General features: G+C 72.2%; 23 protein-coding genes. 7 read left to right on the top strand and 16 right to left on the bottom strand.

Going from position 1 to position 23,405, the window contains the following annotated elements; translation table 11 throughout:
• Positions 1 to 101: 101 nt before the first annotated feature.
• A complete protein-coding gene (locus tag WMF42_RS39990; RefSeq protein WP_437688337.1) occupies positions 102 to 1,667 on the top strand; it encodes a GAF domain-containing protein in 1,566 nt (521 codons plus the stop codon).
• Between the two features lie 27 nt (positions 1,668 to 1,694).
• Here WMF42_RS39990 and WMF42_RS39995 read toward each other — a convergent pair whose 3' ends face one another.
• On the bottom strand, positions 1,695 to 1,835 hold the full coding sequence (locus tag WMF42_RS39995) for a hypothetical protein (RefSeq protein WP_199693429.1): 141 nt from the start codon (positions 1,833 to 1,835) through the stop codon (positions 1,695 to 1,697).
• Positions 1,836 to 2,017: 182 nt separating this feature from the next.
• On the opposite strand from WMF42_RS39995, the gene queD reads away from it, so the two are divergent.
• On the top strand, positions 2,018 to 2,380 hold the full coding sequence (gene queD, locus WMF42_RS40000; RefSeq protein ID WP_061605432.1) for a 6-carboxytetrahydropterin synthase QueD: 363 nt from the start codon (positions 2,018 to 2,020) through the stop codon (positions 2,378 to 2,380).
• A gap of 4 nt (positions 2,381 to 2,384) precedes the next feature.
• A complete protein-coding gene (locus tag WMF42_RS40005; protein ID WP_061605431.1) occupies positions 2,385 to 2,669 on the top strand; it encodes a (2Fe-2S)-binding protein in 285 nt (94 codons plus the stop codon).
• 55 nt (positions 2,670 to 2,724) lie between these two features.
• Here WMF42_RS40005 and WMF42_RS40010 read toward each other — a convergent pair whose 3' ends face one another.
• Together WMF42_RS40010 and WMF42_RS40015 are read right to left on the bottom strand one after the other, a co-directional pair.
• Positions 2,725 to 3,552 (bottom strand): class I SAM-dependent methyltransferase, encoded by an 828-nt coding sequence (locus WMF42_RS40010; protein WP_061605430.1) that lies wholly within the window; start codon positions 3,550 to 3,552, stop codon positions 2,725 to 2,727.
• Positions 3,552 to 4,235 (bottom strand): HEAT repeat domain-containing protein, encoded by a 684-nt coding sequence (locus WMF42_RS40015; RefSeq protein WP_061605429.1) that lies wholly within the window; start codon positions 4,233 to 4,235, stop codon positions 3,552 to 3,554. Before WMF42_RS40015 ends, WMF42_RS40010 begins: the two co-directional genes overlap by 1 nt.
• A gap of 249 nt (positions 4,236 to 4,484) precedes the next feature.
• On the opposite strand from WMF42_RS40015, the gene WMF42_RS40020 reads away from it, so the two are divergent.
• Positions 4,485 to 5,417, top strand: a complete 933-nt coding sequence (locus tag WMF42_RS40020; RefSeq protein WP_437688338.1) for a hypothetical protein — start codon at positions 4,485 to 4,487, stop codon at positions 5,415 to 5,417.
• Here the strand turns inward: WMF42_RS40020 and WMF42_RS40025 are convergent.
• Together WMF42_RS40025 and WMF42_RS40030 are read right to left on the bottom strand one after the other, a co-directional pair.
• Complete coding sequence (locus WMF42_RS40025) at positions 5,399 to 6,091, bottom strand: response regulator transcription factor (RefSeq protein ID WP_061611726.1); 693 nt, start codon at positions 6,089 to 6,091, stop codon at positions 5,399 to 5,401. The two genes, WMF42_RS40020 and WMF42_RS40025, sit on opposite strands and share 19 nt — an antisense overlap.
• Before the next feature lie 147 nt (positions 6,092 to 6,238).
• Positions 6,239 to 8,683, bottom strand: a complete 2,445-nt coding sequence (locus WMF42_RS40030; RefSeq protein ID WP_061611729.1) for a hypothetical protein — start codon at positions 8,681 to 8,683, stop codon at positions 6,239 to 6,241.
• 517 nt (positions 8,684 to 9,200) lie between these two features.
• On the opposite strand from WMF42_RS40030, the gene mgtE reads away from it, so the two are divergent.
• Entirely contained in the window at positions 9,201 to 10,586 is a 1,386-nt protein-coding gene (mgtE, locus tag WMF42_RS40035) for a magnesium transporter (RefSeq protein ID WP_061611725.1), read from the top strand.
• Positions 10,587 to 10,754: 168 nt separating this feature from the next.
• Positions 10,755 to 11,378 (top strand): single-stranded DNA-binding protein, encoded by a 624-nt coding sequence (locus tag WMF42_RS40040; RefSeq protein ID WP_437688339.1) that lies wholly within the window; start codon positions 10,755 to 10,757, stop codon positions 11,376 to 11,378.
• Positions 11,379 to 11,522: 144 nt separating this feature from the next.
• Here the strand turns inward: WMF42_RS40040 and WMF42_RS40045 are convergent, their stop codons facing one another.
• The 4 genes from WMF42_RS40045 to WMF42_RS40060 form a co-directional block, all read right to left on the bottom strand.
• Positions 11,523 to 12,188, bottom strand: coding sequence for a hypothetical protein (locus tag WMF42_RS40045; RefSeq protein ID WP_061611723.1), 666 nt, complete (start codon positions 12,186 to 12,188; stop codon positions 11,523 to 11,525).
• Positions 12,169 to 12,534: a MerR family transcriptional regulator gene (locus WMF42_RS40050; protein ID WP_434043820.1), complete on the bottom strand. Its 366-nt coding sequence runs from the start codon at positions 12,532 to 12,534 to the stop codon at positions 12,169 to 12,171. The genes WMF42_RS40045 and WMF42_RS40050 overlap by 20 nt, the downstream gene beginning before the upstream one ends.
• Positions 12,535 to 12,545: 11 nt before the next feature.
• Positions 12,546 to 12,851: an integration host factor subunit alpha gene (locus WMF42_RS40055; RefSeq protein ID WP_012241218.1), complete on the bottom strand. Its 306-nt coding sequence runs from the start codon at positions 12,849 to 12,851 to the stop codon at positions 12,546 to 12,548.
• A gap of 341 nt (positions 12,852 to 13,192) precedes the next feature.
• A complete protein-coding gene (locus WMF42_RS40060) occupies positions 13,193 to 14,755 on the bottom strand; it encodes a glycosyltransferase (RefSeq protein ID WP_061611721.1) in 1,563 nt (520 codons plus the stop codon).
• A gap of 532 nt (positions 14,756 to 15,287) precedes the next feature.
• Between WMF42_RS40060 and WMF42_RS40065 the strand changes: the two genes are divergently transcribed.
• Entirely contained in the window at positions 15,288 to 16,328 is a 1,041-nt protein-coding gene (locus WMF42_RS40065) for a hypothetical protein (protein WP_437688340.1), read from the top strand.
• Positions 16,329 to 16,412: 84 nt separating this feature from the next.
• Here WMF42_RS40065 and WMF42_RS40070 read toward each other — a convergent pair whose 3' ends face one another.
• From WMF42_RS40070 to WMF42_RS40100, 7 genes are all read right to left on the bottom strand, one after another.
• The gene (locus WMF42_RS40070) at positions 16,413 to 16,787 is read right to left on the bottom strand and encodes a response regulator (protein WP_437688341.1); all 375 of its coding nucleotides are present in this window, start codon (positions 16,785 to 16,787) and stop codon (positions 16,413 to 16,415) included.
• 214 nt (positions 16,788 to 17,001) lie between these two features.
• Positions 17,002 to 17,760, bottom strand: a complete 759-nt coding sequence (locus tag WMF42_RS40075) for an ABC transporter ATP-binding protein (protein ID WP_061611718.1) — start codon at positions 17,758 to 17,760, stop codon at positions 17,002 to 17,004.
• On the bottom strand, positions 17,757 to 18,575 hold the full coding sequence (locus WMF42_RS40080) for an ABC transporter ATP-binding protein (RefSeq protein ID WP_437688342.1): 819 nt from the start codon (positions 18,573 to 18,575) through the stop codon (positions 17,757 to 17,759). Before WMF42_RS40080 ends, WMF42_RS40075 begins: the two co-directional genes overlap by 4 nt.
• Entirely contained in the window at positions 18,572 to 19,807 is a 1,236-nt protein-coding gene (locus WMF42_RS40085; RefSeq protein WP_061611716.1) for a branched-chain amino acid ABC transporter permease, read from the bottom strand. Before WMF42_RS40085 ends, WMF42_RS40080 begins: the two co-directional genes overlap by 4 nt.
• 48 nt (positions 19,808 to 19,855) lie before the next feature.
• Positions 19,856 to 20,587, bottom strand: coding sequence for a ClpXP protease specificity-enhancing factor SspB (locus WMF42_RS40090; RefSeq protein WP_061611715.1), 732 nt, complete (start codon positions 20,585 to 20,587; stop codon positions 19,856 to 19,858).
• A gap of 240 nt (positions 20,588 to 20,827) precedes the next feature.
• Positions 20,828 to 22,201, bottom strand: a complete 1,374-nt coding sequence (locus tag WMF42_RS40095) for a phenylacetate--CoA ligase family protein (RefSeq protein ID WP_437688343.1) — start codon at positions 22,199 to 22,201, stop codon at positions 20,828 to 20,830.
• Between the two features lie 229 nt (positions 22,202 to 22,430).
• On the bottom strand, positions 22,431 to 23,345 hold the full coding sequence (locus WMF42_RS40100) for a DMT family transporter (protein ID WP_061611713.1): 915 nt from the start codon (positions 23,343 to 23,345) through the stop codon (positions 22,431 to 22,433).
• Between the last annotated feature and the right edge of the window lie 60 nt (positions 23,346 to 23,405).

Below are 23,405 nucleotides of genomic sequence, written 5' to 3' on the forward strand. Positions count from 1 at the left end.
TCGCGCCCATCGCGCCGCCGCGCCGCCCGCCTCGCGGAGCCGCCCGGACGCTCGCGCGTGCGAGGTGCGCTCGAGCGACGGTGTGTGATAGCGATCGTCGTATGTCGTCGCGCACCGATCCGAAGGCGACCCCCACGCCCGCGGAGCTCGAGGCGATCGCGAGCCCGTCCGCGCCGCCGCTCGGCGTGGAGGGCTCACGGGACGGGCTCCTGGACGGCGCGTCGGGCGGGATCGAGGCCGACCGGGGCTCGCCCGCGCCGAGCGAGCCCTCCGGCAGCTCGACCGACGGGGCGGGCGCCGAGGACGAGGGCGCGCCGCCCTCTGTCGCCTCCGCCAGGATCCAGGTGCGCCGCGAGGAGCGCCTGGATCTCGTCCTGGAGTACCTGGCCTTCGTGGCGAAGCCGATGCCGCTGTCGCTCCTCCTCGACGAGGCGCCGCAGCGGATCGCCGCGATCCTCGGCGCCGACGTGGCCTCGCTGTACCTCCTCGAGGGCGACGGCGACGAGCTGGTGCTGCGCGGCAACGTGGGCTTCCCGCGCGAGGCGCGGGGCACGGTGCGGCTGCCGGTCGGGCAGGGCATCACCGGGATGGCCGTCGAGTGCCTGCGCCCGATCTCGGTCGTCCAGGCGACGGAGCACGAGCGTTACCGGGCGTTCCCCGAGCTCCGCGAGGAGCGGTTCCCTGTCTTCCTCGCCGCCCCCATCCTGGGGAGCGGCCGCCCGCTCGGCGCCCTGGTCGTGCAGCGGGCGGGCGATCGCGCCTTCACCGCGCGCGACGTCGAGCTCCTCATGGCCCTGACGGCGCCGATCGCGTCCGGCGCGCGCCACGCGCAGGTGCTCGACGAGCTGCGCGAGCGGCGGCGGCGCACCGGCGGGGGCACCCGCAAGGTCACGCTGCCGGGGCTGCCCGTCGTCCCGGGGCGCGCGCTCGGCGCGATCGCGGCCCTGCGGCGGCCGGCCAGCTCGTCGCTCGGCTCGCAGCAGGGCCGCGGCGATCCGAAGCTCCTGCGGTTCGCCTTCGACACAGCGGAGAAGGCGCTCGTCGACCTGCACGCCCGCGCGGCGGAGCGGGGGATCGCCCAGGACGCGGCGTTCCTCTCGACGTACCTCCTGATGATCGGAGACGGCCGCCTGCGCGCGCGCGCCTTCGAGCTCGCGGCCGGCGGGCGCAGCGTCGCGCAGGCGCTCGGCACGGTCGCCCGCGAGGTGGCGCGGGCCGCCAACGGGATCGTCGGCGACCCGTTCCTGCAGGACCGCGCCCGCGACATCGAGGACCTCTGCGACGCGATCCTGATGCTGGCGACCCCAGACGCGCGGGCCCAGCTCCCGTCGAAGGCGGTCCTCGTGGGAGACCAGCTCACGGTCTTCGATCTCCTGATCTCCGCCCGGGCCAACCCGGTGGGCGTCGCGCTCAGCGACCGGTCCGGGCCGCGCTCGCTCGTGCTCCTCCAGCTCCTCGGCGCGCCCTCGATCGTGGACGTGGCGGGCGCGTTCCGCTGGGCGTCGCCGGGCGACGTCGCGCTCCTCGACGCGGACCACGGCTTCCTGGTGATCAACCCGTCCCGGGCCGAGGTCGCGACGGTCCGCGCGGCGCGGCGCCAGGGGCGGCTGTCGCTGGAGCCGGGGTCGGAGCCGGACGACGACGGCGAAGACGAGCCTGCGGGCTGAGCACCGGCCGAGGCCGGTGCTCGCGGCCTAGCTGCTGGGCTGCGCGGCGGTCGGGTCGGCCTGCGGCGTCCCCTGGGCGTTCTGCAGCTCCTTCTTGGCGCGCCAGTTCGCCAGGCGCTTGGTGTCGCGACGCTTCTTCTTGGCTCTCACTGCGGGCTTCTGCGGCATGGCCGGGGGTATAGCCGCTCGAGCTCCTCGAGGGAACCCCGTCCGGCGCGCGACAGCGTTCGTCCCACGCCGCGCCCGCTGGCCGCACGCCGCCCACGTGGGACGAGGCCCCGCGCGGGAGCCCCGGACGAGGCCGCGGGGCGTTGACGCCTCACGGCGCCCGCCCCATGACCGCTGCTCCAATGAACGTCCGTCTCGTGCATGAGTTCCGCTTCGAGGCCGCCCACCGCCTTCCCAAGGTGCCGCAGGGGCACAAGTGCGCGCGCCTCCACGGCCACAGCTTCAAGGTCGAGGTCGCGATCCGCGGCCCCGTGAACGAGGAGACGGGGTGGTTCATCGACTACGGCCACCTCTACGAGGCCTGGGCTCCCCTCCACGACCTGCTCGATCACAACTACCTGAACGAGGTCCCCGGGCTGGAGAACCCGACCAGCGAGGTGCTCGCCCGGTGGATCTGGAGCCGCCTCGCGCCGTCGCTGCCGTCGTTGAACCGGGTCACCATCTTCGAGACCTGCGACGCCCGCTGCGAGTACGAGGGCGACTAGCGCGATGAAGACGCTGGTCTGCCGCTGCGAGGACGTCACCTTGCACGAGCTCGAGGCCGCGATGGACCGCGGCTACAAGGACATCGAGTCGGTCAAGCGCTACACGGGCTTCGGCACCGGCTGGTGCCAGGGCAAGTGGTGCCTCGCGCTCTGCGCGCGCCTCATCGAGGAGCGCGGGGGCGACGTCCAGAAGCCGATCACGCCGCGGCCCCCGTACCACCCGGTCTCGCTCGCGGCGCTCGCCGGGCTCGACGAGCTCGGCCTCCGCGGCGGCGGGCACGAGCGCTGACGCCGGCCGCGCGCGCGACCGGCGCCGACGCCCGTCCGCTCCGCTCGCCCAGGCGTCAGCCGAGCGGGCGCCGGGCGCTCGCGCACCCGACGTTCACGGTCAGCTCGAACACCCCCTCGGACCAGTACTTCGACACCGCGTGGTGCAGGTACTTGAGCATCGAGTCGATGATCTGCGGCTCCACGTCGAGCATCGCCGTCGCCTCGGGGATCACCATCAGCCGGGAGATGGGGTCCTCGAGGAACTCGCGCCCGCTGTCGAACGACACCGCGATGAGCTGGACGTCGACCTCGACCTCGTCGAACCCCGCGCCCTCGAGCTCCTCGGCGATCGTCTCGATCGTCGGGCGGCTGACGGCGGCCGCGTCGACGGCCGCGCCGAGCTCGGAGAGGTCCTGCTTGAGCGCGCACTCCCGCGCGATGTCGGCGACCTCCGGGAACGAGCCGCGCAGCGGCAGCGCGATGAGCGCCTGGCCGCCCGGGACCAGGACCCGGCGCAGCTCGGCGAGGAGCTGCGCCCGCTCGTTCGGCCTGCAGACCGGGTGCAGCGTGAACGCGTGGGAGAAGCTCTCGCTCGGCAGCGGCGTCGGCAGGGCGTCGGCGAGCACGTAGCTCGCGTTCATCCCGGAGAACAGCGCCGCCTTGGCGCGCGCGAGATCGAGCGCCGCGGCGGAGCCGTCGACGCCCACGAGGGCCGCGCCGGGCAGCTTGTCGGCCACGATCGGATCGGGGAAGCCGCTCCTGCAGCCGAAATGGACGATCCGCGCTGCCTCGGAGGGCAGCAGCATGTTCACCGCCAGCGAGGCGAAGAACGAGATGTAGCGCGGGACGACCGCGTGCTCGAACAACACGGCGTCCGCCGCGCTCAGCGGCGGGCCGTTCATCAGGCGGCCCCGTCCCCCTCCTCGTCGTCGTAGGGCGCGAGGAGGCCGAGCGCCTCTTCGGCGAGCTCGCCGAGCGTGACCTCCGACGTCGCCTCGTCGCCGCCGCCGTCGTCCGCCAGCTCGACCGTGCGCGAGTCGCCGAGCAGCGGCTGGATCAGGGGCGCGTGCGCGGGGTCGCCGATCTCGACGAGCGTCTCGATCGCCGCCGCCACCGCGTCCGGATCCTTGTGGCTCAGGAACTGGCCGAGCAGCTTCGGCACGCCCGGCTCCGGCACCTCGGCGATGAGGTACGGCAGCTCCGGGAGCGCCGACGACCCGACCGGCAGCCGCTTCAGCGCCCGCTCGATCGCCTGGGCGACCTCCTTGAACCGCTCGTAGGCGAGCGACTCGATCTCCTCGCCCGCGGCCTGCCGCGCCTCGGGGTGCTCCGACGCGAGCACGTCGATGAGCGCGTCGAGCGCGCGCGGGCCCTCGTGCTCGCCGAGCAGCGAGGCGACGCGGACCAGCCGGAGCGCCGCCTCGTCCTCGTCCTCCTCGCGCGCCGCGCTCGCGATCGCGTCGGTGAGGACGTCGAGCAGCGCATCGCCGGGCATGGCCGCGAGGTCGTCGTGGAGCCGGCGAGCCGTGCGCTCCGCGTCGAACAGCTTGTTCAGGGTCGTCTCGATGGCTTGGCGATTTTGCACGAAGAGGAGCTATCAACAGCGCGCCGCCTCCGCAAGCTGGCAGGCAGCAGGGGCCTCTTCCCCGCGAATTCCGCTCCATTTCTCCGCGTCCGTCTCCCGTCCACGGCGGGCGCGGCCACGCGCGCCGCCAGGCCGGCGCCGCCGCGCGCCGCCAGGCCGGCGCCGCCGCGCGCGGGCTCGGCGCGATCGAGCGCGGCGCCGCTGCGCTGCGCTCGCCAGCCGCGCCCGATGCGGTAGACCGTTCATTGCATGCGCGCGTCCGGCTCACCGCAGGCCCGCCCGACGAGGGCGGCGCTCTCCCCTTCCCCGCTCGTGCGCGGCGCCGCGGCGTCCGCCCTCGTCCTTGCGCTCGGCGGCCTCGATGACCCCGCGCCGCCGCCGCCCGCGGTCGTGCCGCCGGCGGCGGCAGCGCGCGGCGCCGCGGGCGCGGGGGCGCTCTGCGGTCCGCGCACCGTGCCGGAGGGCGCCGCGTGCATCCCGCTGCCCGCTCCGGGCGCGCCGCTCGCCGAGGGGGGCGCGGCGGCCATCTACGGCCCCGGCGGGGCGCGCCCTGCCGGGGCGGGCGCGCGCAGCCAGGCCTACGAGCACATCCCCCGCCGCCCGGAGCGTCCAGCGAGCGCCGGCGCGTACGCCTTCCCGATCGGCGCGCCGGATCAGCCGCCGGCGTTCCTGCTCGTCGAGGGCACCGCGGCGCAGGCAGGCGCGCAGCCGCCGGCCGGCCCCGTGGCCGCGATCGGCGCCGCGCGGCCCGAGCCGCCGTCGTGGACGGGCGGGGTCGAGATCGCCGCGACGCGGGGCGATCGGGTGGCGGCGCTGAGGCTCGACGGTCAGGAGGGGAAGGCGGAGGTCGTCTTCGTCGGCGAGCTGTCCGGGATCACGGTCGCCACCGCGCACGACGTGCGCGAGGGCGACCGGGTGCGTCGGTACATCCTGCTCCACGGGCACCTCGATCGCCCTGGCCCGGGCGTCGTGGCGGGCGCGCGCCTCGACGCGGGCGACGTCGTCGGATACGCGGGCGAGACAGGCAGCCCGGGCCTCGTCCGGCTGCATTTCGAGGCCCGGCAGCTCCGCGAGGGCGCGCGCCTCTCGGACCTCGACCCGAGGCGCATCACCGACGCCGCGGTGACGGTGCCGTGCGACCTGCGCAACGTGCTGCCGCTCCGTCAGGGAGCGAGCTTGTAGCCGAAGCCGTAGACCGTGAGGATGTGCTCCGGCTTGTCGGGCGAGCGCTCGATCTTCTTGCGCAGCTTGACGATGAAGTTGTCGACCGTGCGGTTCGACGGCCCGGCCTCGATGCCCCAGATCTTCTGGAGGATCTCCTCGCGCGAGACCGGCTGGCCCACGCGCTCATGAAGGAGGCGCAGGAGCTCGACCTCGTAGAACGAGAGCTGGTCCGACCGCGAGCCCCGCGACACCGTGTGGGCGGTCATGTTGACCTGCGCGTTGCCGATCGTGAACACCTCGACGGGCGCCTCGGCGGGCCGGGCGGCGCGGCGGAAGAGGGCGCGCAGGCGGGCGATGAGCTCGCCCACGCTGAACGGCTTGGTCACGTAGTCGTCGGCGCCGGCGTCGAGGCCGCGGATCTTGTCGATCTCCTGGCCGCGGGCCGTCAGCATGATGATCGGCACGAACGCGTCCCAGCGCCGCAGGTCCTCGCAGACCTTGAAGCCGTTCGTGTCGGGCAGCATGAGGTCGAGGAGGATCGCGTCCGGCTTCTCCTGCCGCGCGAGCAGCACGCCGTCCTTCCCCTTCGAGGCCGACGCCACCGAGAAGCCCTCGAACTCGAGGGCGTCCGTCAGCCCCAGCACGATGTGGGGCTCGTCCTCGATGATGAGAATCTTCTTGCGTGCGGCCACGACCGGGCACGGTTCTAGCACAAAACCCGCCGAGACCGGCCAGAGCGGCGCCGGGCGGCCCGCTCGGGTCGGCTCCGGGGCCACAAAAGCGCCGCGGGGCGCGATCTCGCGATCGCGCCCCGCGCGCCGGGCGATATCAGCTGCCGGCTACTCGCCGGAGCAGGTGATGAACAGCGTGGCCCCTTGCTGGGCCTCGCCCTTGTTCGTGAACCGGATGATGCGCTGCTCGGTCGGCGGGCAGGACGCGACGATCTCCGGGTTGCCGACGCGGATCGACGGATCGATGTAGCACCACCCGTTGACCTCGTTGCCGTCGACCCTGACGTTGTCGCTCGGGTCGTTCCTGCACGCGTTCGCCTCGGCGCCCGCGAGCTGCTCGATCTCGCACACGCAGTCCCAGCCGGCGGCCTGCGCGATCGGATCGGCGAGCACCTTGTCCATCGCCGCCTTGTGGTCCTCGGTGACGTTGGCGCGCGCCTCCGTGTCGCCGCAGTCGCACGCGCCCTGCGTGTTGCGCGCCTCGAGGATCAGGCACTGAACCTGGCCGGCAGTCGGGTTCACCGTGGGATCCCCGGGCTCGGGCGTCAGGGTGCGCGGCAGGCACTGGCCGCCGAGCACCGTCTTCAGCCGATCGATGATAGCGCCGATCGCCGGCCGGTAGCCGTAGTCGGCCGCGTTGTCGTTGTTGAGCTGCCTCGGGCACACCGAGCCGACGATGCCCTGGGGTCCGAGCTCCCGGATGAGCTGCAGCTCGCGCAGGCCCGGGTAGGCCTTCGCCTTGATCTGCGTCGTCGTCCTGGGCTGCGGGTCGGCCTCATCGTTGCCGGCTTCGGGCTCGCACAGCGGGTTGTCGTTCGGCTGGCCGCCCACCTCCCTGCAGTCGCAGCTCTGGGAGTTGCCCTCACAGGTCTTCGAGTCGATGAGGTCGAAGATGCACGCGTACTGGAGGTCGCCCGTGCTCCCCGTCGGGATCGTGTACTCGCGGCCGTTGATGCCGTTCCAGCCCGCCTCCGTCGGCGGGACGATCGTGTCGCCGGTGATCGGGTTCGAGCCCGAGCGCGGCGCCGTCGACTCGACCATGAACGGGTCCTTCGGCGGCTGGTAGTTCGCGGGATCGCCGAGGATGATCTCCCAGGTGCTGCTGAACGCGCCGCCGAGCAGCGGGGCGCTGAGCTCGTCGGCGTTCTTGAACCCGCCGACAGGCTCGCCGTCCTGGTTGAGGCCGCGCAGGAGGTCGGGCTGGCCCGCCTCGTTCACGCGCGCGATGTCCTGCCACGGCACGCCGACGATGCCGGCGAAGAAGACGAGCCCGGGATCGCGGATGCTGTTGTCGTCGTCGTCCGGGTTCGGATCGCTGAAGATCGGGTTCGGGACCAGCTCGCCCCGGCGGTTCTCGATCTGCGCCTCGGTGAAGGCGCGCCGGTAGCGCTCGATCGGGTAGAGGAAGTCGAAGCCGAACCGGCGCTTCTGATCCCAGCAGCGGGAGTTGACGGGATCCTCCGCCGCGCTCAGCCGGGCGGGGAAGCCGTCGTCACCCGTGCACACCTCGGCGGCGGGGCAGTCGTCATCGTTCTGGCTGCACGACCGGCAGCACTTGTCGCCCGGGTCCCTGGCGCACTCGGGGCGCGGCTTCCACAGGCGGAAGCCGTTCCTGGTCTCGGCCACGAGGTAGTTGCGGCCCTCCTCGCGGATCGAGCAGTCGTTCTCGTCGCTGAGCATGATGATCGCGAGGAGGGAGCTCGGCCGGAGGAACTCGGCGCGCTGCTGCAGGACTGTCGCATCCAGGCCGGTCGGCACCGCCTTGTCGTCCTGGAACTCGATCGTCGCGTAGGGCTCCGGGTCGACGAGGAAGCGGTACACGCTCTCGAGCTGCGCCTCGAAGCCGCAGCCGGCCTGCCCCGTGCCCTTCACCATCGCGGTGAGCTGTTCGACCAGCGAGGTGTCGTTGAGGTCGTTGCCCGAGTCCGCGTTGATGTCGGCCTCGCCGTCCTCCGGGTCCGCCACCTCGGGCTCGCCGGCGAGCTTCTGATCGGGGTCCCAGGCCAGGAAGCCCTTGTTGAGGTAGGTCGGGATGTCGTTGGTCGCGGAGCTCTCGTTGGTGCGCGCGAGGAGGTGCGCCATGTCCACGTTCGAGGGGCTCGTGGTCGCCGGGCACGCGCCCGAGCCGTGGCCGCCGAGGCTCGAGCTGATGATGCCGATATGGATGTCCTTGACCGGCTCGAACTCGCGCTTGTAGCCCGTCGGGCAGTCGGCGTTCGGCGAGTTGACCGTCTGGGCGTCGCCCATGCCCGACGCGGGGATGCAGCGCGGGTTGACGAGCCCCTCGACGAGGTCAGGGATCGCGAAGCCGAGGATGTCCTGCTTGTCGGCCATCGAGCCCGAGTTGTCGATGGCCAGCAGGAGATCGATCTTGTCGACCGAGCTCTGCGTGAGCCGCTCGACGATCGTGGCCGTCGTGCGGGGATTGTTCCTCGCGATGGGGCGGTTCAGGCATCCGAAGGCGCTGCCTGTGCCCGCGATCAGGAGGCCCGCCAGGGCGAACCTCACCGCGCCCGTCCATGGGCGCCTCCTCTCACGCTCAATCCGCGTCATCATTCGACTTTCCTTTCGACCACCGATCCGGTTGCGCGGCGGTCAAGCCACAGAAAAGACCCGTCGTTCACGGGCCCATGACCGACTTCCGCAGGCGATCCGCGGCTCGACGGAGCCCGATGCTAGGGACCCGAGCGGAACGCTGTCAATTCGACCTGGCCGCCCGCTCGAGCCCGCCAGGGTAGACCCGAGGGCGCTCAAGCAAGGGGGGTGCCGCCGCGGCGCCTCGGCGGTCGTCCTCTCCGAACCGGGCGGCGCCGTCAACTGGATTGCGCCGTAGACAACTCAGTAGGCAGCGGCGACCTCGACGACCTCAACGCCAGTCGGCCCCGCCACCTCAACCTCGGTCGGTCGGAGGGGACCTCAACCTGGGTCGGTCGGAGGGGACCTCAACCTCGGTCGGCCCAACCTGGGTCGGACGTCGGCTGTGGGGCTACCGGCCTGCTCGGGCGACCGGCGTCGGCGGGGGGAATGACGCTTCCCAGCAGGGCCGAGTTGTGGTCAGTGCCCGACCAGCATGTTGCGCGTCGCCCTCGCCATGGTCCCGGAGGTACGGCAGCTCCTCGCCGAGGATCCAGCGCAGCTCGCCGAATTGCTGGAGGAAATCCACGACGAGGACCTCGCCGACCTCATCGGCTTGCTGGACGACGCCGAGGCAGCGAAGGTCCTCATGGCCCTCAAGGCCGAGGACGCCGCGCCGATCTTCGAGCGCCTCGACGGCGAGATCCAGGAGGCGCTCGTCGAGCAGATGGGCGTCGAGAGCATCGCGCCGATCGTCTCCGAGATGGCGGCCGACGACCGCACCGATCTCATCGAGGCGCTCCCGGATCAGGTCAGCGACACGCTGCTCTCCACCCTGGAGAAGGTCGACCCCGAGGCCGCGGCCGAGGTCGAGGAGCTCGCCAAGTGGCCCGAGGACAGCGCCGGCGGGCTCATGACCACCGACTACGTGTCGGTGAACATCAACCTCACGGTCGCCGACGTCATCGAGCGGATCCGCGCCGTCGGCGAGGACGCCGAGACCATCTACTACGTGTACGTCGTCTCCAAGCGGGGGCACCTCATCGGCGTCGTGTCGCTGCGCGATCTCCTGCTCGCCTCGTCATCCGAGAAGCTCTCGAACGTGATGACCGAGAACGTCTTCACCGTCAGCCCCGAGACCGACCAGGAAGAGGTCGCGCGGACGATGGCGAAGTACGACTTCAGCGCGCTGCCCGTGCTCTCCGCGGACCGGAAGCTGCTCGGCGTCATCACCGTCGACGACGTGATGGACGTCCTCACCCAGGAGCAGACCGAGGACGTGCAGCGGCTCGGCGCCGTCGGCCCCATCGAGGACAGCTACTTCAAGACGAGCTTCTGGACGTTCATCCAGAAGCGCGCCCCCTGGCTCGCCGTGCTGTTCGTCGGCGAGTTCATGACCGGCGAGGTGCTCCGTCGCTTCGAGCACGACCTCGAGGCGGTCGCGACGCTCGCCTACTACGTCCCGCTGCTCATCTCGACCGGCGGCAACTCCGGCTCGCAGTCGTCGTCGCTCATCATCCGCGGCCTCGCCATCGGCGACGTGCGCGTCGGCGACTGGGCGAGCGTCCTCGTCCGCGAGCTCGGCCAGGCCGTCGTCCTCGGCCTCATCCTCTCGGTCATCGGCATGCTCCGCGTCTGGCTCTGGGGCGACGGCACCGGCTTCGTCCTGACGATCGGCGTGACGCTGATGGCGATCGTCCTCATGGGCTGCACCGTGGGCGCGATGCTCCCCCTCCTGCTGCGGCGCGTCGGCCTCGATCCGGCGACGAGCTCCACGCCGTTCATCGCGAGCCTCGTCGACGTCCTCGGGATCCTGCTCTACTTCACGATCGCGCGCATCTTCCTGGCCGACCTCCTCGCCGCGGCCGGCGCCGGCGGGTGAGCCGGCTCGTGCGCCGCCGCGCCTCCGGCGCCGTCAACGCCGCGCGGGCGCGCCACGTGCTTCCCGGCGCGCCGCGACCCTTGACGCGTCGGCCCCCATGGGGGAGTGAAACAGGCGTCTTTCGCTCGGCGCGAGTCGCGCTGAGCCCCTCCTAGGGAAGGAGTCAAGATGGCCGAAGGCTTGAATCGCGTGATGCTGCTCGGCAACCTGGGCGCCGACCCCGAGCTCCGGTTCACCCAGGGAGGGCAGGCCGTCTTGAACCTGCGGCTCGCCACGACCGAATCGTACCTCGATCGCGACAAGGTCCGGAAAGAACGGACGGACTGGCACAACGTCGTGATCTGGGGCAAGCGCGCCGAAGCCTTGGGCAAGATCCTCAGCAAAGGCTCCTCGATCTTCATCGAGGGCTCGCTCCGCACGTCGAGCTACGACGATCGGGACGGCAACAAGCGCTACAAGACCGAGGTGATCGCGAACAACGTCCTGCTGACGGGCGGCGGCCGCGGCCGCGGCGCGGGCGGCGATGATGCGGGCGCGTTCGGCGCCGACCCCGGCGGCGGATACGCCGGTGGTGGCGGCGGTTACGGCGGCGGCGGCGGTGGCGGAGGTGGCGGCGGCTACAGCGGAGGTGGCGGCGGCGGGCGCCCGGCCGGCGGCGGTTACAACAACCGCGGTGGCGGTGGCGGTGCCGGCGGCGGTCGACCGGCCCCGGCCGCCCAGGATCCCGGCCCGCCTGCGGACGACTTCGGCGGCGGCTACGGCGGCGGCAACGACGACGACATCCCTTTCTGATCGCTCCGCCCCGCCAGACGCGGCCCTTCCCCCGAGACGGCTCTCCTTCTCGTTGATCTCACCGAGACGGTAGCTCTCCTCGGCCCCGCGCCGCGCGAGGAACAGGGGCGCCTCGGGCCAGGCAGCTCGCCTCTCCCCGCGCGCTCACAGGGGCCGAGGCCGAGGTCGCCGCGCCAGCAGGACAGCCACGCCCGCCCCCGCGAGCAGCCCCATCGCCGCTGCCGCAGCCGCCGGGTGCTCGGCAGCGACGAAGATCGTCCGCACGAGCGCCCCCGGCTCCGGCGCCTCCACGAGCGCGCCCTCGACCCCGCTCGCTGCGAGCAGCTCGCCGCAGCGCGCCCCCGCCCCCTGCGCCGGCTCCAGGCAGACCACGCTGCAGAGCGCCGCGTCGCGCTCGCTCCCGGCGAAGCCGAGCACGTGCCGCCCGCGGATCGCCATCGCTCGCTCGCCCACCTTCCCCGCCCCCTCGAACGCCTGCTCGAACAGGCGCGAGTCCGCGCGGATCGGCCCCGCCTCCCATCGCTCGATCGACACCCCGAGCGCCCCGCGCACGAGCCCCGTGGCCCGATCGAGCACGAGCTCCTCCAGCCCGGTGACCCACCGCCGCGACGGGGCCGTCGCGCAGACAGCGCGCAGCGAGAGCCCGTCCGCGTCGACGCCCCGGCGGAGCGTCACCTTCGCCCCCGCGATCGCCGATACGTCGATCGCGGGCAGCGCCTCCGCCGGCGTGTCGCGCGCCCCGGCGGGCAGCGAGAGCCGCAGCGCGACGCCCGGCGCGACGCCGTGCACCTCAGGCGCGATCGAGCTCATCCATCAACGCGAGCAGCTCGCCGCGGATCTCGACCAGCGCCGCGCGCATGCGCTGCACCTCCTCGCTGCTCGCGCCCGCGTCGGGGGGCGGCGGCTCGATGCCGCCCTCGCGCAGCTTGCGCCGCGCCCCCGCGATCGTGAAGCGGTGCGAATAGAGGAGCTCCTTCACCTTGAGGAGCGTCTCGACGTCGCGCCGGCTGTAGACCCGCTGCCCCTTCGCCGACTTCTGCGGGCGGATGGAGCGGAACTCCGTCTCCCAGTACCGGAGCACGTGCGGCTCGACCCCCACGATGCCGGCCACCTCGCCGATCCGGTAGTACAGCTTCGCCGGAAGCTGCTGGCGCACCGCCAAGCGGTCTACTCCTCGGCCGCCGAGGCCGTCTCGCGCGGGTTGAGGGCCTGCTTCAGGATCTGGCTCGCCTTGAAGTTCAGGACCCGCCGCTCCGTGATCAGGATCGGATCGCCGGTCTGGGGGTTGCGGCCCTGCCGCTGGCGCTTGTCGCGCAGCACGAAGTTACCGAATCCGGAGATCTTGATCTTCTCCCCGCGACCCAGGGTTTCCTTCATGGTCTCGAACACAAGATCCACCAGATCGGCGGACTCCTTCTTCGAGAACCCGCCAAGGCGGGAGTAGACCGCCTGAACGATTTCGGCTTTCGTCATGACACCCCCAACGCCCTTGCAGAGCGGGGGACGCGCCGCAACCCCTGAAGACCGTTCAGGAAGCCGCGTACGGTCCTCCGACCGGCTCGGGGCAGGATGCCAGCGTGCGTCGGGGAGGTCTAGGGGGGTCACGCAGGCTCCGCCCGATAGCGCCAGGCGTACTTCATGCACAGTTCCAGCGGATCAGCAGAGCTCGGAGCAGCCCTGGGTGGACGGCGGGGCCCGCGCCGCGCGCCGCCCGCCTCGACGTCGGCGGCCAGGAGGCCCGGCGGCAGGATGCTGGTGTGGGGGCGCGGGAGGGCGCGGGGCGCTGGACGCGCTCGCCGCGGCGGGGGGGTCGCTCAGGCAGCGAGGTCGCCGAGGGGCCGATCCTTCGTCGCCTGCCTGGACCAGGCGCCGACAACGGCGGCGTCGCTCGACGGCGCGTCGCTCCAGACGGCCGGCGCGCCCGAGGCGGCGTCGCGGCGGCGCGCGAACTGCTCCTGGGCGACCATGAACGCGACGTAGAGGTAGCCGACCGCGAACAGCACCGCGAACGGCGTGGCGAAGTAGTGCCCCGTCTGGATCGACGCGACCACCGCGCCGCACGAGAGCACGGCGAGCAGCGCCTCGGTGAGCGGCAGGTCGGTGCGCACCCTGTACCGGCCCTTGTTGTCGCCCTGCTTGGGCGTCCGCACGAACTCGCCGGCCATGCTGCGGAGCCCCTCGATCACGGCCTTCGAGAGGTGCGGCGCGAGCCCCGTGCCGAGCGCGATCAGCATCGGCAGGCGCACGACAGCGCCCCACCGCGAGCGGCCCTGCGCCGTCTCGGCCTGCATGTAGAACGCCGCGAGCGAGCCCGTGGTCGCCGTGCAGAGCGGCAGGTCGATGGCGACCATCGTCAGCGTGTCGGCGGCGGGGAACAGGACGAGCGCCGGCAAGAGGAGCACGCTCAGGAGCACGAGGAGCGGGTAGGCGAAGTGCGGGGTGAGGTGGAAGAACGCCTCGATCCGCTGCCCGACCGAGAGCTTCGCGCTGAGCACCCGCGCCATCAGCTTGCGCGCGGTCTGCACCGTGCCCTTGGCCCAGCGGTACTGCTGCGCGCGCAGCGCCGAGATGTCCTCCGGGAGCTCCGCCGGCGAGACGACATCCTCGCGGTAGATGAAGCGGTAGCCCGCGAGCTGCGCCCGGTACGACAGGTCGAGGTCCTCGGTCAGCGTGTCGTGCTGCCAGCCGCCGGCCTCGAGGATCGCGTCCTTGCGCCACATCCCGCCGGTGCCGGAGAAGTTGAACAGCAGGCCGGCGCCGAAGCGCGCGCGGTTCTCGACGAGGTGGTGGCCGTCGAGCATCAGGGCCTGCACCTGCGTCAGGATGGAGACGTCGCGGTTCAGGTGGCCCCACCGCGTCTGGACCATGCCGACCGTCGGATCCTCGAAGTGGCCGACGATCGAGCGGACGAAGCCCGGCTGCGGGATGAAGTCGGCGTCGAAGATCGCGACGAGCTCGCCCTTCGCGACCTTGAGGCCCGCGTCGAGCGCGCCCGCCTTGTAGCCGACCCGGTCCGTGCGATGCAGGTACACAGCGTCGATGCCCTGCGCGCGCAGCCGCTCGACGTGCGCCCGGACGAGGCCCTGCGTCTCGTCCGTCGAGTCGTCGAGCACCTGGATCTCGAGCTTGTCGCGCGGGTAATCCATCCGCGCGACCGCATCGAGCAGCCGCGCCGCGACCGTCGACTCGTTGAACAGCGGCAGCTGGATCGTCACCGGCGGGAGGTCGCGATCGGTCAGGGCCGCGACCTCCTGCGCGCGCGCGATCTTCGCGCGGTTGAACCGGCAGAGGACCACGAGGTGCAGTCGGTGCAGGCCGTAGGCGCTGAGGCCGAGCAGCACGCCGAAGTAGAGCACACAGAGCAGCATGGAGAGCATCGGGAGCACCTTCCGCCAGCGGGTGCCTTCCAGCCGTGGGCCCGGGCGAGAGCGCCGGTCTCCACGCCTGCAAATGCTGGCGGGTGACGAACGCGTACCATCCGCCGAATCCGAAGTTGTCATGCACTTGTAATTCGTTGCAACTCTCTGTCACGAGTCCTGGAAAGTTGACTCCAGGGGCGAGTCCTCCCCCCAGGAAAATGACAATCACCGACAATCCCTCTCCGACCGTCCGCGCGTCGTTCGCCGCGGGTTTCGCCCGTGCGCGAGCGACACTCCGAGTAAGGTGATCTCCCGATACCGGCCGCCAAAGTAAGGTGCTTTTAGTAAGGGAGTCTCTGGTGTCCGGTTCAATAACTACAGGCTCCACCTGACGCTCAGATTCACAGTGGTCCGCAGTCCCGCGCGATTTTTGAGGCCTGTCCAGGAATCACGCGCCCCCGACGCGCCCCCGGCGCGCCCCCGGCGCGGGCCGAGGAACGGGGTCATCTGCGCCTGGCGCCGGCGGGGGGCCGGGGCTATCCGTTCCCGGATGAGTCGCGCGCTACTTAATGAACTGAAGGCTCGTCAGATCGCGTTCCTCGAGGCGCGGCTCGTCTCCGAGGCGGCCGCGCGGGATTTCCGGGAACGCCTGCCCGCCGGCTTCGCGGCGCTGCTCGCGACGCCGCTCGGCGCGCTCGCGGACGCGGCGGCGATCGCGCGCGCGCTCGACGCGCTGGCGGCGGAGGAGTCGCTCCGGCGGGCGGTCCGGCCCGCGGCCGCGGCCGCGCTCGCGGCGCTGATCGAGGCGGCGCGGGCCGAGCGGCGGCGTGCGAAGGAGCTCATGCCGGAGGGGGCGCGCGCCACGATCGACCGCATCCTGGAGCAGCCGAAGCTCGTCCCGGAGCGGCTCGTGCGCGAGGTGCTGGAGAGCGCGGCGCTCGACGCGGTGATGCGCGACGTCCTCTACGACGCGCTGAAGGAGTTCTCCGAGAAGGTGAACCCGTTCTTCGCCGAGTGGGGCCTGCCGGCGCTGCTCAAGCGGGTCTCCCCGTTCGGCCTCGGTGGGGTCGGCAAGACCATGGGCACGATGCGGGGCGAGTTCGAGCGGCGGCTCGAGCCGGAGATCCGCCGGTTCCTGCAGGGCTTCTCGCGCACGGCGATGCGCCAGGTGCAGGACATCGTCGTCGCGAAGGGTGACACGCCCGAGTTCGTCGGCCTGCGCAAGCACGTCGCGACGTGGGTGCTGGAACAGCAGGTGAGCGAGCTCATCGGCCAGCTCGACGCGAAGAGCTCGGCGCTCGCCGAGGAGCTCGGGGCCGACGTCGCCGCCCAGGTGCTCCGGGACCGGCCCGTACGGCAGCGGCTCCACGAGGCGACAGCGGCGTTCGTGGCCGCGCACGCGAACGAGCCGCTCGGCGAGGTGTTGGGGCGCTTCGGGATCAAGCCCGCGCTCGACTTCGACGCGCTCGCGGCAGCGCTCTGGCCCGTCGTGCGGAGCCTCTGCGCGACCGCGCCGGTGCGCGCCTGGATCGCGTCCATGGTGGAGGAGTTCTTCGACGGGCTGCCGGACGGGATCTCCCCGCCGGCTTGACCATGTAAGGCAAGCCGGGACCGGCGGCGCCGGCGGGGGCGCCGCCCTGCGCGAGGAGCGCGGGGGCCCTGCGCGCGCGGCCGCTCAGCCCATGGCAGACGCGTCAGCGACCGCCGACTCGATGTACGCGAGGCCGCGCGACGGGCACGCGGGCACCGTGGGCGCGAACGCCTCCATGTCGAGCATCATCTGCGGGCCGGCCACGAGCGTGAGCACCACGACGGGCACGCGCGGGGACATGCGGCGGAGCTCCTCCATCTCGCTGTGCACCCCCGCGTCGTCCCGCGGCACGAGCACCATCACGTGAGGACGCCACCGGGCAAGCACGTCACGCGCATGGCCGAGCCCGCAGCACGTCTCCACCGTGTAGTCCCGGCACGAGAGGAAGTGGACGAGCGGCTGGGAGTTGCTGGCGTCGTCGTCGATCACCAGAACGCGGGTCGTGCTCTCGATCTCCATGGATATCCCCCGTCGGCGGCCACCACGGACCGCGATGGTTAAGACCAGTTCTTCGTCGCCTGGCGCACGGAAACCATACTCCATCGGCGGCGAAGCGCGATGTCAAACGCGCCTCATCGCATCACGCGATGCGTTGATACGCGCTTGAAACACCAGCGCTTTCCGCCTGTCTCTTCCGTGACTTGCCCGCGCTCCGCGGCGGATCTGGCCGGGATCAGCCGCCGAGGTAGGCCGCTCGGATCTCCTCGTTCGCCGCGAGATCCTTCGAGTCACCGCTCATGGCGATCTGCCCTGTACGGAGCACGTAGGCTCGGGTGGAGTACTTGAGAGCGAGTCGGGTGTTCTGCTCAACGAGGAGTACGGTTGTCCCTGACGCCGCGATCGTGGCGATCGACTCGAAGATGTCCGCGACGAGCCGCGGGGCGATGCCGAGCGAGGGCTCGTCGAGCAGCAGCATGGCGGGGCGCGCCATCATGGCGCGGCCGATCGCGAGCATCTGCTGCTCGCCGCCGGAGAGGGTGCCGCCCTGCTGGTGCATGCGCTCGCCGAGGCGGGGGAAGAGCTTCACCACGTCGTCGAGGGTCTCGGCCATGGTGGGGCCGTGCTTGTGGCACCACGCGCCGAGCTCGAGGTTCTCGCGGACGGTCAGGTTCGAGAAGATCGCGCGCCCCTCCGGGACGAGCGAGACGCCGGACGCGACGAGTTCCTCGGCCGTCACGGACGCGAGGTCCCGGCCGTCGTAGCGGATGCGGCCGGCGGCGATCGGCAGGAGGCGGACGACCGTCTTCAGCGTTGTCGTCTTGCCGGCGCCGTTGGCGCCGATCATCGCGACGATCTCGCCGCGCCGCACCTCGAGGCTGACGCCCTTCAGCGCCTTGATGCCGCCGTAGCTGACCGCGAGATCCTCGACGACGAGCAGGGGCTCGCCGGGGGCCACAGAGGGGGGCTGCCGCGTCGGGTGCGTCGTCTTCATGTGGGCTCCTGCGCCGCCGCGGAGGCCGCGATGCGGGCTTCGTCCGCCTCGCCTTCGACCTCCTCGCCGAGGTAGGCGGCGAGGACCTTCGGGTCCTTGCGCACGGCCACCGGGGTGCCGTGCGAGATGGTCTCGCCGTGATCGAGGACGTGGATCTCCTCGCACACCCCCATCACGACCTGCATGTTGTGCTCGACCAGCACGACCGTGATCTCGAACGTGTCGCGCAGCCAGCGGATCTGCTGCTTGAGCCCCTCGGCCTCGCCGTAGTTCATGCCCGCCGCCGGCTCGTCGAGCAGCAGCAGCTTCGGCTTGAGCATCATCGCCCGGGCGATCTCGAGGCGGCGCTGGTTGCCGTACGAGAGCGACGTCGAGATCTCGTCCGCCATGTCCTCGAGCTTGAACACCGAGAGCAGCGAGAGCGCTCGCTCGGTCATCTCCTGCTCGTCCCTGTAGAAGAACGGCGAGCGGAGCAGGGCGGAGGCGAGCGTCGAGCGGCGCAGGTTCTCGCAGGCGACGAGCACGTTCTCGAGCACCGTGAGCTGGCCGAAGAGGCGGATGTTCTGGAACGTGCGGGCGACGCCGAGCCGGGCGATCTGGCTCGGCCTGAGCGGCGCGAGGTCGGTCCCGCCGAAGTGGATCGAGCCCTCGTCGTGCTTGTAGACGCCGGTGATCAGGTTGAACACCGTCGTCTTGCCGGCGCCGTTCGGGCCGATGAGCCCGAAGATCGAGCGCTCGGGCACGGAGAACGAGACGTCGCCGACGGCCCGCAGGCCGCCGAACCGCTTCGTGACATGCTTCAGATCGAGGTTCACTCGAACTCCCTCCCGGTCGGCTTGACCTCGCGCTCGAGGGCGGTGCCGGGCCGCTCCTCCGCAGGGGGCGCGTCGCCCGCGGGCGCGGCGGCGGCCTCGGCGCCCGTCGTCGCGGGCACGGGCTCGGCCGGGCCCACGGGGGGGCGCTTCTTGCGCGCCCAGCGCCGGTCGAAGAGCTCGCGCTCGCCGAAGAGCCCCTCGGGGCGGAGGATCATCAGCCCGATGAGGATGGAGGCGTAGAGCACCATCCGGAGGGCGTTCAGGTCGAGCGCGGGGTAGGCGGCCTTCAGCGCGAGCACGCTGTCGAGGCCCTGGAGCTGCTCGATGAGCTTCACCGTGAAGGTCACGAGCACGCCGCCCACGATCGACCCGGTGACGCTGCCCGAGCCGCCGAGGATCACCATCGTGATGGCGTCGAACGAGTAGTTGAACGTGAACTGGTCGGGCTGGACCGTGGGGTTGCCGTCGCGCATCGCGGAGAGCAGGGCGCCGGCGACGCCGCCGCCGGCGGCGGCGATGACGAAGGACGTGACCTTGTAGCGGGTGGGGTCGACGCCCACCGCGGCGGAGGCGATCTCGTCCTCGCGGAGCGCGCGCAGGGCGCGGCCCCAGCCGGAGAACTTGAGCCGCCACGCGATGACGGTCGCGACAATGACGGCGCCGAAGATCCAGAACGGCCCGGCGTACTGCGGGACGCCGGTGTCGTCGGGGCCGGCGTAGCCGATCGGGCCGCCGAGCGCGCCGAGCAGCCTGCCGACAGTCCCCTGGTCGGCGCCGCCGGTTGTCGCCGTGGCGATCGTCAGGCGGAAGATCTCGGCGAACCCGAGGGTCACGATGGCGAGGTAGTCGCCGCGCAATCGGAGGCTCGGCAGGCCGACGACGAGGCCGAAGAGCGCCGCGACGAGCCCTGACGCGAGCAGCGAGGCGGGCATCACGAGGAACGAGTTGCCGAAGAGCGGATCGCCGCCGCCGAGCTGCTGGTGCAGGTTGCCGGCCACGATCGCGCCGGTGTACGCGCCGATGCCGACGAAGCCGGCGTGGCCGATCGAGAACTGGCCGGCCATGCCGTTGATGACGTTGAGCGAGAGCGCCGCGATGACGTTGACCATCGCGAACAGGGCGAGCTGCCGCCATGCGGCGTCCGGCAAGATGATCTCGAAGCCGAACTCGAGGGCGACGACGGCGCCGAGGAGCCCGAGCGCCTGAAGGACGCGCTGCAACTGTCGAGGCATGGCCGGGCCACAGTTGATTGGGCCGAGCCGTACCGTCAAGCGGTAGCTTTATTTGATGACGCGCAAATAGGGGGGCAGCTCGCGCTTTGGCTTGCCCGCTCCGGGGCGCTGCCTGGGCTCGGCCTCACCGGAGCTACCGGATTCGTCGTCTTCGCCTTCCTCCGCGGCGGGTCGCACCGGCGCGAGGGCCGGGGAAGGCACCGACGCGAGCGGCCTCACGGCCGCGCCGGCGTCGCGCGCCGGGGCCTCGCTGGCGCTGCGGCGCTCGCCGGTCTCCACCGGATCCACCTCGGGGCGGCGCCCGCGGTCGCGCGCGCGCGCCTCGTCCGACGCCTCGGCGCCGCGCTCGTCGTCGCTGGGGGTCGCGACGGCGGCGAGCCGGGGACGCGGGCGCTTGCCGGGCTTCTGCGGCGGGCCCGCCTGGGGCCGCTGCTGCTTCTGCGCGGCGAGATCGGCGGGGATGTCCTCGGGCCACACCATGCCGCGCTGGTCCTCGCTCACGAGCGCCCAGATCGCGTGCCAGGGCAGGCGGCACAGGAACGGCGCGCGGTTGAACGAGAGCGTGCAGCTGATCCCCTCGTCGTCGACCTTGAGGTCGGGGATGGGGATCGCCATGTTCATCCCGACCTGCAGGATGAGCTGCGGCTGCCCCGTGAACCACTTGGGGACGAAGACACCGGGCCGGCGCGGGTCGAGGTGGATGAACACGCTCGGCTCTCGCTCGAGGAGGGCCAGCGCGACGTCCTTTTTCGGCGGAAGCGGTCTCTGCACGTCGGACATCGTACTGCTCTGCCCAATACCCTGGACCGCGCGGCTCCGCCAGCGCTTCGGGCCCCGGGAAGCCAGGCGGCGCGCCGCGAGCGGGCCGCGAGGAGGCCGCGGCGCGCCAGCCGCCAGGCGACTCCAGCAGATCTGTAGAAAGATCGCTGTACGTGCGCGCGGCCGCGCCCCCGGCGCCGAGGTGCGCGGGGCAGGGCGGACGGCGGCGCGCGCCGCGGCGGCGGCGCCGGGGGGCTCGGGTCACGCCGCGGAGCGCCGGCTCAGCTCGATGGGGACCTCCGAGAGGGTGACGCGGTGCTTGCCGCCGCTCGTGAGGGGGATGTCGTCGACGAGCTGGACGCAGACCTCGGCGCGCTCGCCCAGGTGATGCCGGACGGTGCGCTCGATGAGCCGCGCTGTCTCGGGCTGGAAGCCGTCGCCGGGCACGAGCCGCACCGTGATCGCGCGGCGCCGGTCCTGGTAGACCTGGTAGCGGGCGATCGTGGGCTGGTCCTTGATGAGGTGCGGGAAGAACTCCCCCGCGAGCAGCTCGCCGTCGGGGCCGACGAGCAGGTCGAGGACGCGCCCCTCCACCGAGGCGAGCATCGGCAGGCCGCGGCCGCACCCGCACGGCGCGCCGGCGGCGATCGCGACGTCCTGGTTCTTGTAGCGGATGAGCGGCATCGATCGGCAGACGAGGTCCGTCACGACGACCTCCCCCGCCTCGCCCGGGAGCGCGTGCCGCCCGTCGCGGAGCAGCTCGACGTACACGCCCTCCATGTTGATGTGCTTGCCGGCGTGCCGCTCGCACTCGGCGGCGATGAGCATGAGCTCGCGGCAGCCGTACCGGTCGAACACCGGGGCGCCGAAGGCGCGCTCGATGGCCTCGCGCTGGTGCGCGAAGAGCCGCTCCGCGCTGGTGACGACGCCGCGCGGGGCGGGGAGCGCGCGCCCCGCCGCGAGCGCGTAGCGCGCCGCCTGGTAGAGCGCGCCCGCGTACCCGACGATGACCTGGGGCCGGTACCGCGCGATCTCGTCGAGGAGCGCGGCGAGCCGCCGGTCGGACAGGTCGAAGGCGGAGATCATCTTCTTGCGGAGGATGGCCTCGTGCAGGGAGCGCTTCGCCTTCTTCACGAGGGTCTCGGAGGACAGGACGGAGCTCCACAGGTGGAGCTCCCTGTCGCCGAGCCGGGCGCCCGCCCACCGGTCGGACCGCATGGCGGCCGCGATGCGGCGCTCGTACGTGCGGTGGTCGAAGCGGAACTGCACCGGCTCTCCCGTGGAGCCCCCCGTGCCGCTCGCGTAGAGCCGCCCGACGAAGCCCTCGGCGACGAGATCGCGCCCGTGGGCGCGGAGATCGGCCCGCGTGAGGACCGGGATCCGCAGGAGGTCCTCCGGCGACCTCACCGAGGCGACGCGCACGCCGTGCTCCGCGAACCGGGCCCGGTAGAAAGGGACGTTCTGCTCGGCGAAATGGAGCGCCGCGAGCATCCGCCGGAAGCTGAGATCGCGAATCTCTTCCTCCGATCGCCACTGGGAGCGCTCGAGCTCCTCCAGGGCCTTGAGGGTGTCCCTGCCCCTCAACCGGGTCTCGTAGAGCGGAAACAGGATGTTTCGAAACAGCCCACCGTACATGGCGGAGAGCGTCCCTTCGAATCATCGGCAGTCAAGCGCGCGAGGGCGGTTCTCCTGCGATTCCCCATCATCGTGGTGAGGAGTTCGACCGAAGCGGCGCGCGCCGGCGACTTCCGTCCTGGCGAAGATCATGAGCGCTCGGCTCCCTCGCTGCACAGGCATGCTTCCATCGCGACCCGGGCGTCGCGATCCGGACATCGCCAGTCCGGGCGGCGCCTGGAAGAGCGCGTCAGCCGGCGCCCTGGGCCGCGGGCGAGCTCGACCCCAGGATGGCGACGGTGGCGCCGACGAGGATGATCGCGGCGCCGGCGACCTCCGTGGCCGTCGGGATGGCGTCGAGCCACAGGGCGCCGATGACGATCCCGCCCAGCGTCTCGCCGGGGGACACGAGCGCGACGATCGCCGGGGACATGCGCCGCGCCGCGGCCTGCACCGCGGTGTGGCCGACCAGGGTGGGCACGAGCGCGAGCGCGACGATGGCGACGGCGGCGTGGGCCGGCGGCGGGGAGACGCCCTCGAGCGCGCCGGGCGCCACGGGGAGCGCCGCGGCGAGGAAGACGGCGGCGCTCGTGTAGACGAGCGCGGCGTAGCTCCGCGCCGGCAAGGCGTCCCGGAGCGCGCGGGCGAACGAGACGTAGAGGCCGTAAAGGAGCGTGGCGCCGACGACCATGAGGTCGCCCGAGAGCCGGTGATCGCCGGAGCCGGCCGCGCGCGCGACAAGGGCGGCGCCGGCGGTGGCGAGGAGCACGCCGGCCTGCTCGGAGCGCGTGGGGCGGACGCGGAAGAACACCCACGCGCAGAGCACGACGGCGAGCGGCTCGAGCGAGATGAGCGAGAGCGCCGCGGCGAGGGAGGTGCGGTCGAGCCCGCAGAGAAAGAGCGCGAAGTGGACGGCGAGCAGGAGGCCCGCGGCCAGGACGGCGGCGCGCTGGCGCGGCGAGAGGGCGGCGGCCGAGCGGGCGATCCCGCGCAGGTCGATGAGCGAGAGCGCCGCGGCGGCGAGGGCGACCCTGCCGAAGGCGATGAAGAGCGGGTGGACAGGGCGCGCGTACCGGGCGAGAGGGCCGCTCGTGGCGAAGGCGAGGCTGGCCAGGACGACGAAGAGCGCCGCGCCCCGGGCCGTGACGCGTTGCCTGGCCGCCATGCGGTGGTGCTAGGTCAGGCGGCGGGGAAAGACAATCCAGCGGCGGCGGTGGCGCCCTGC

The sequence above is a fragment of the Sorangium sp. So ce176 genome (assembly GCF_051519835.1).
Classification (GTDB): Bacteria; Myxococcota_A; Polyangia; order Polyangiales; family Polyangiaceae; genus Sorangium; species Sorangium cellulosum_G.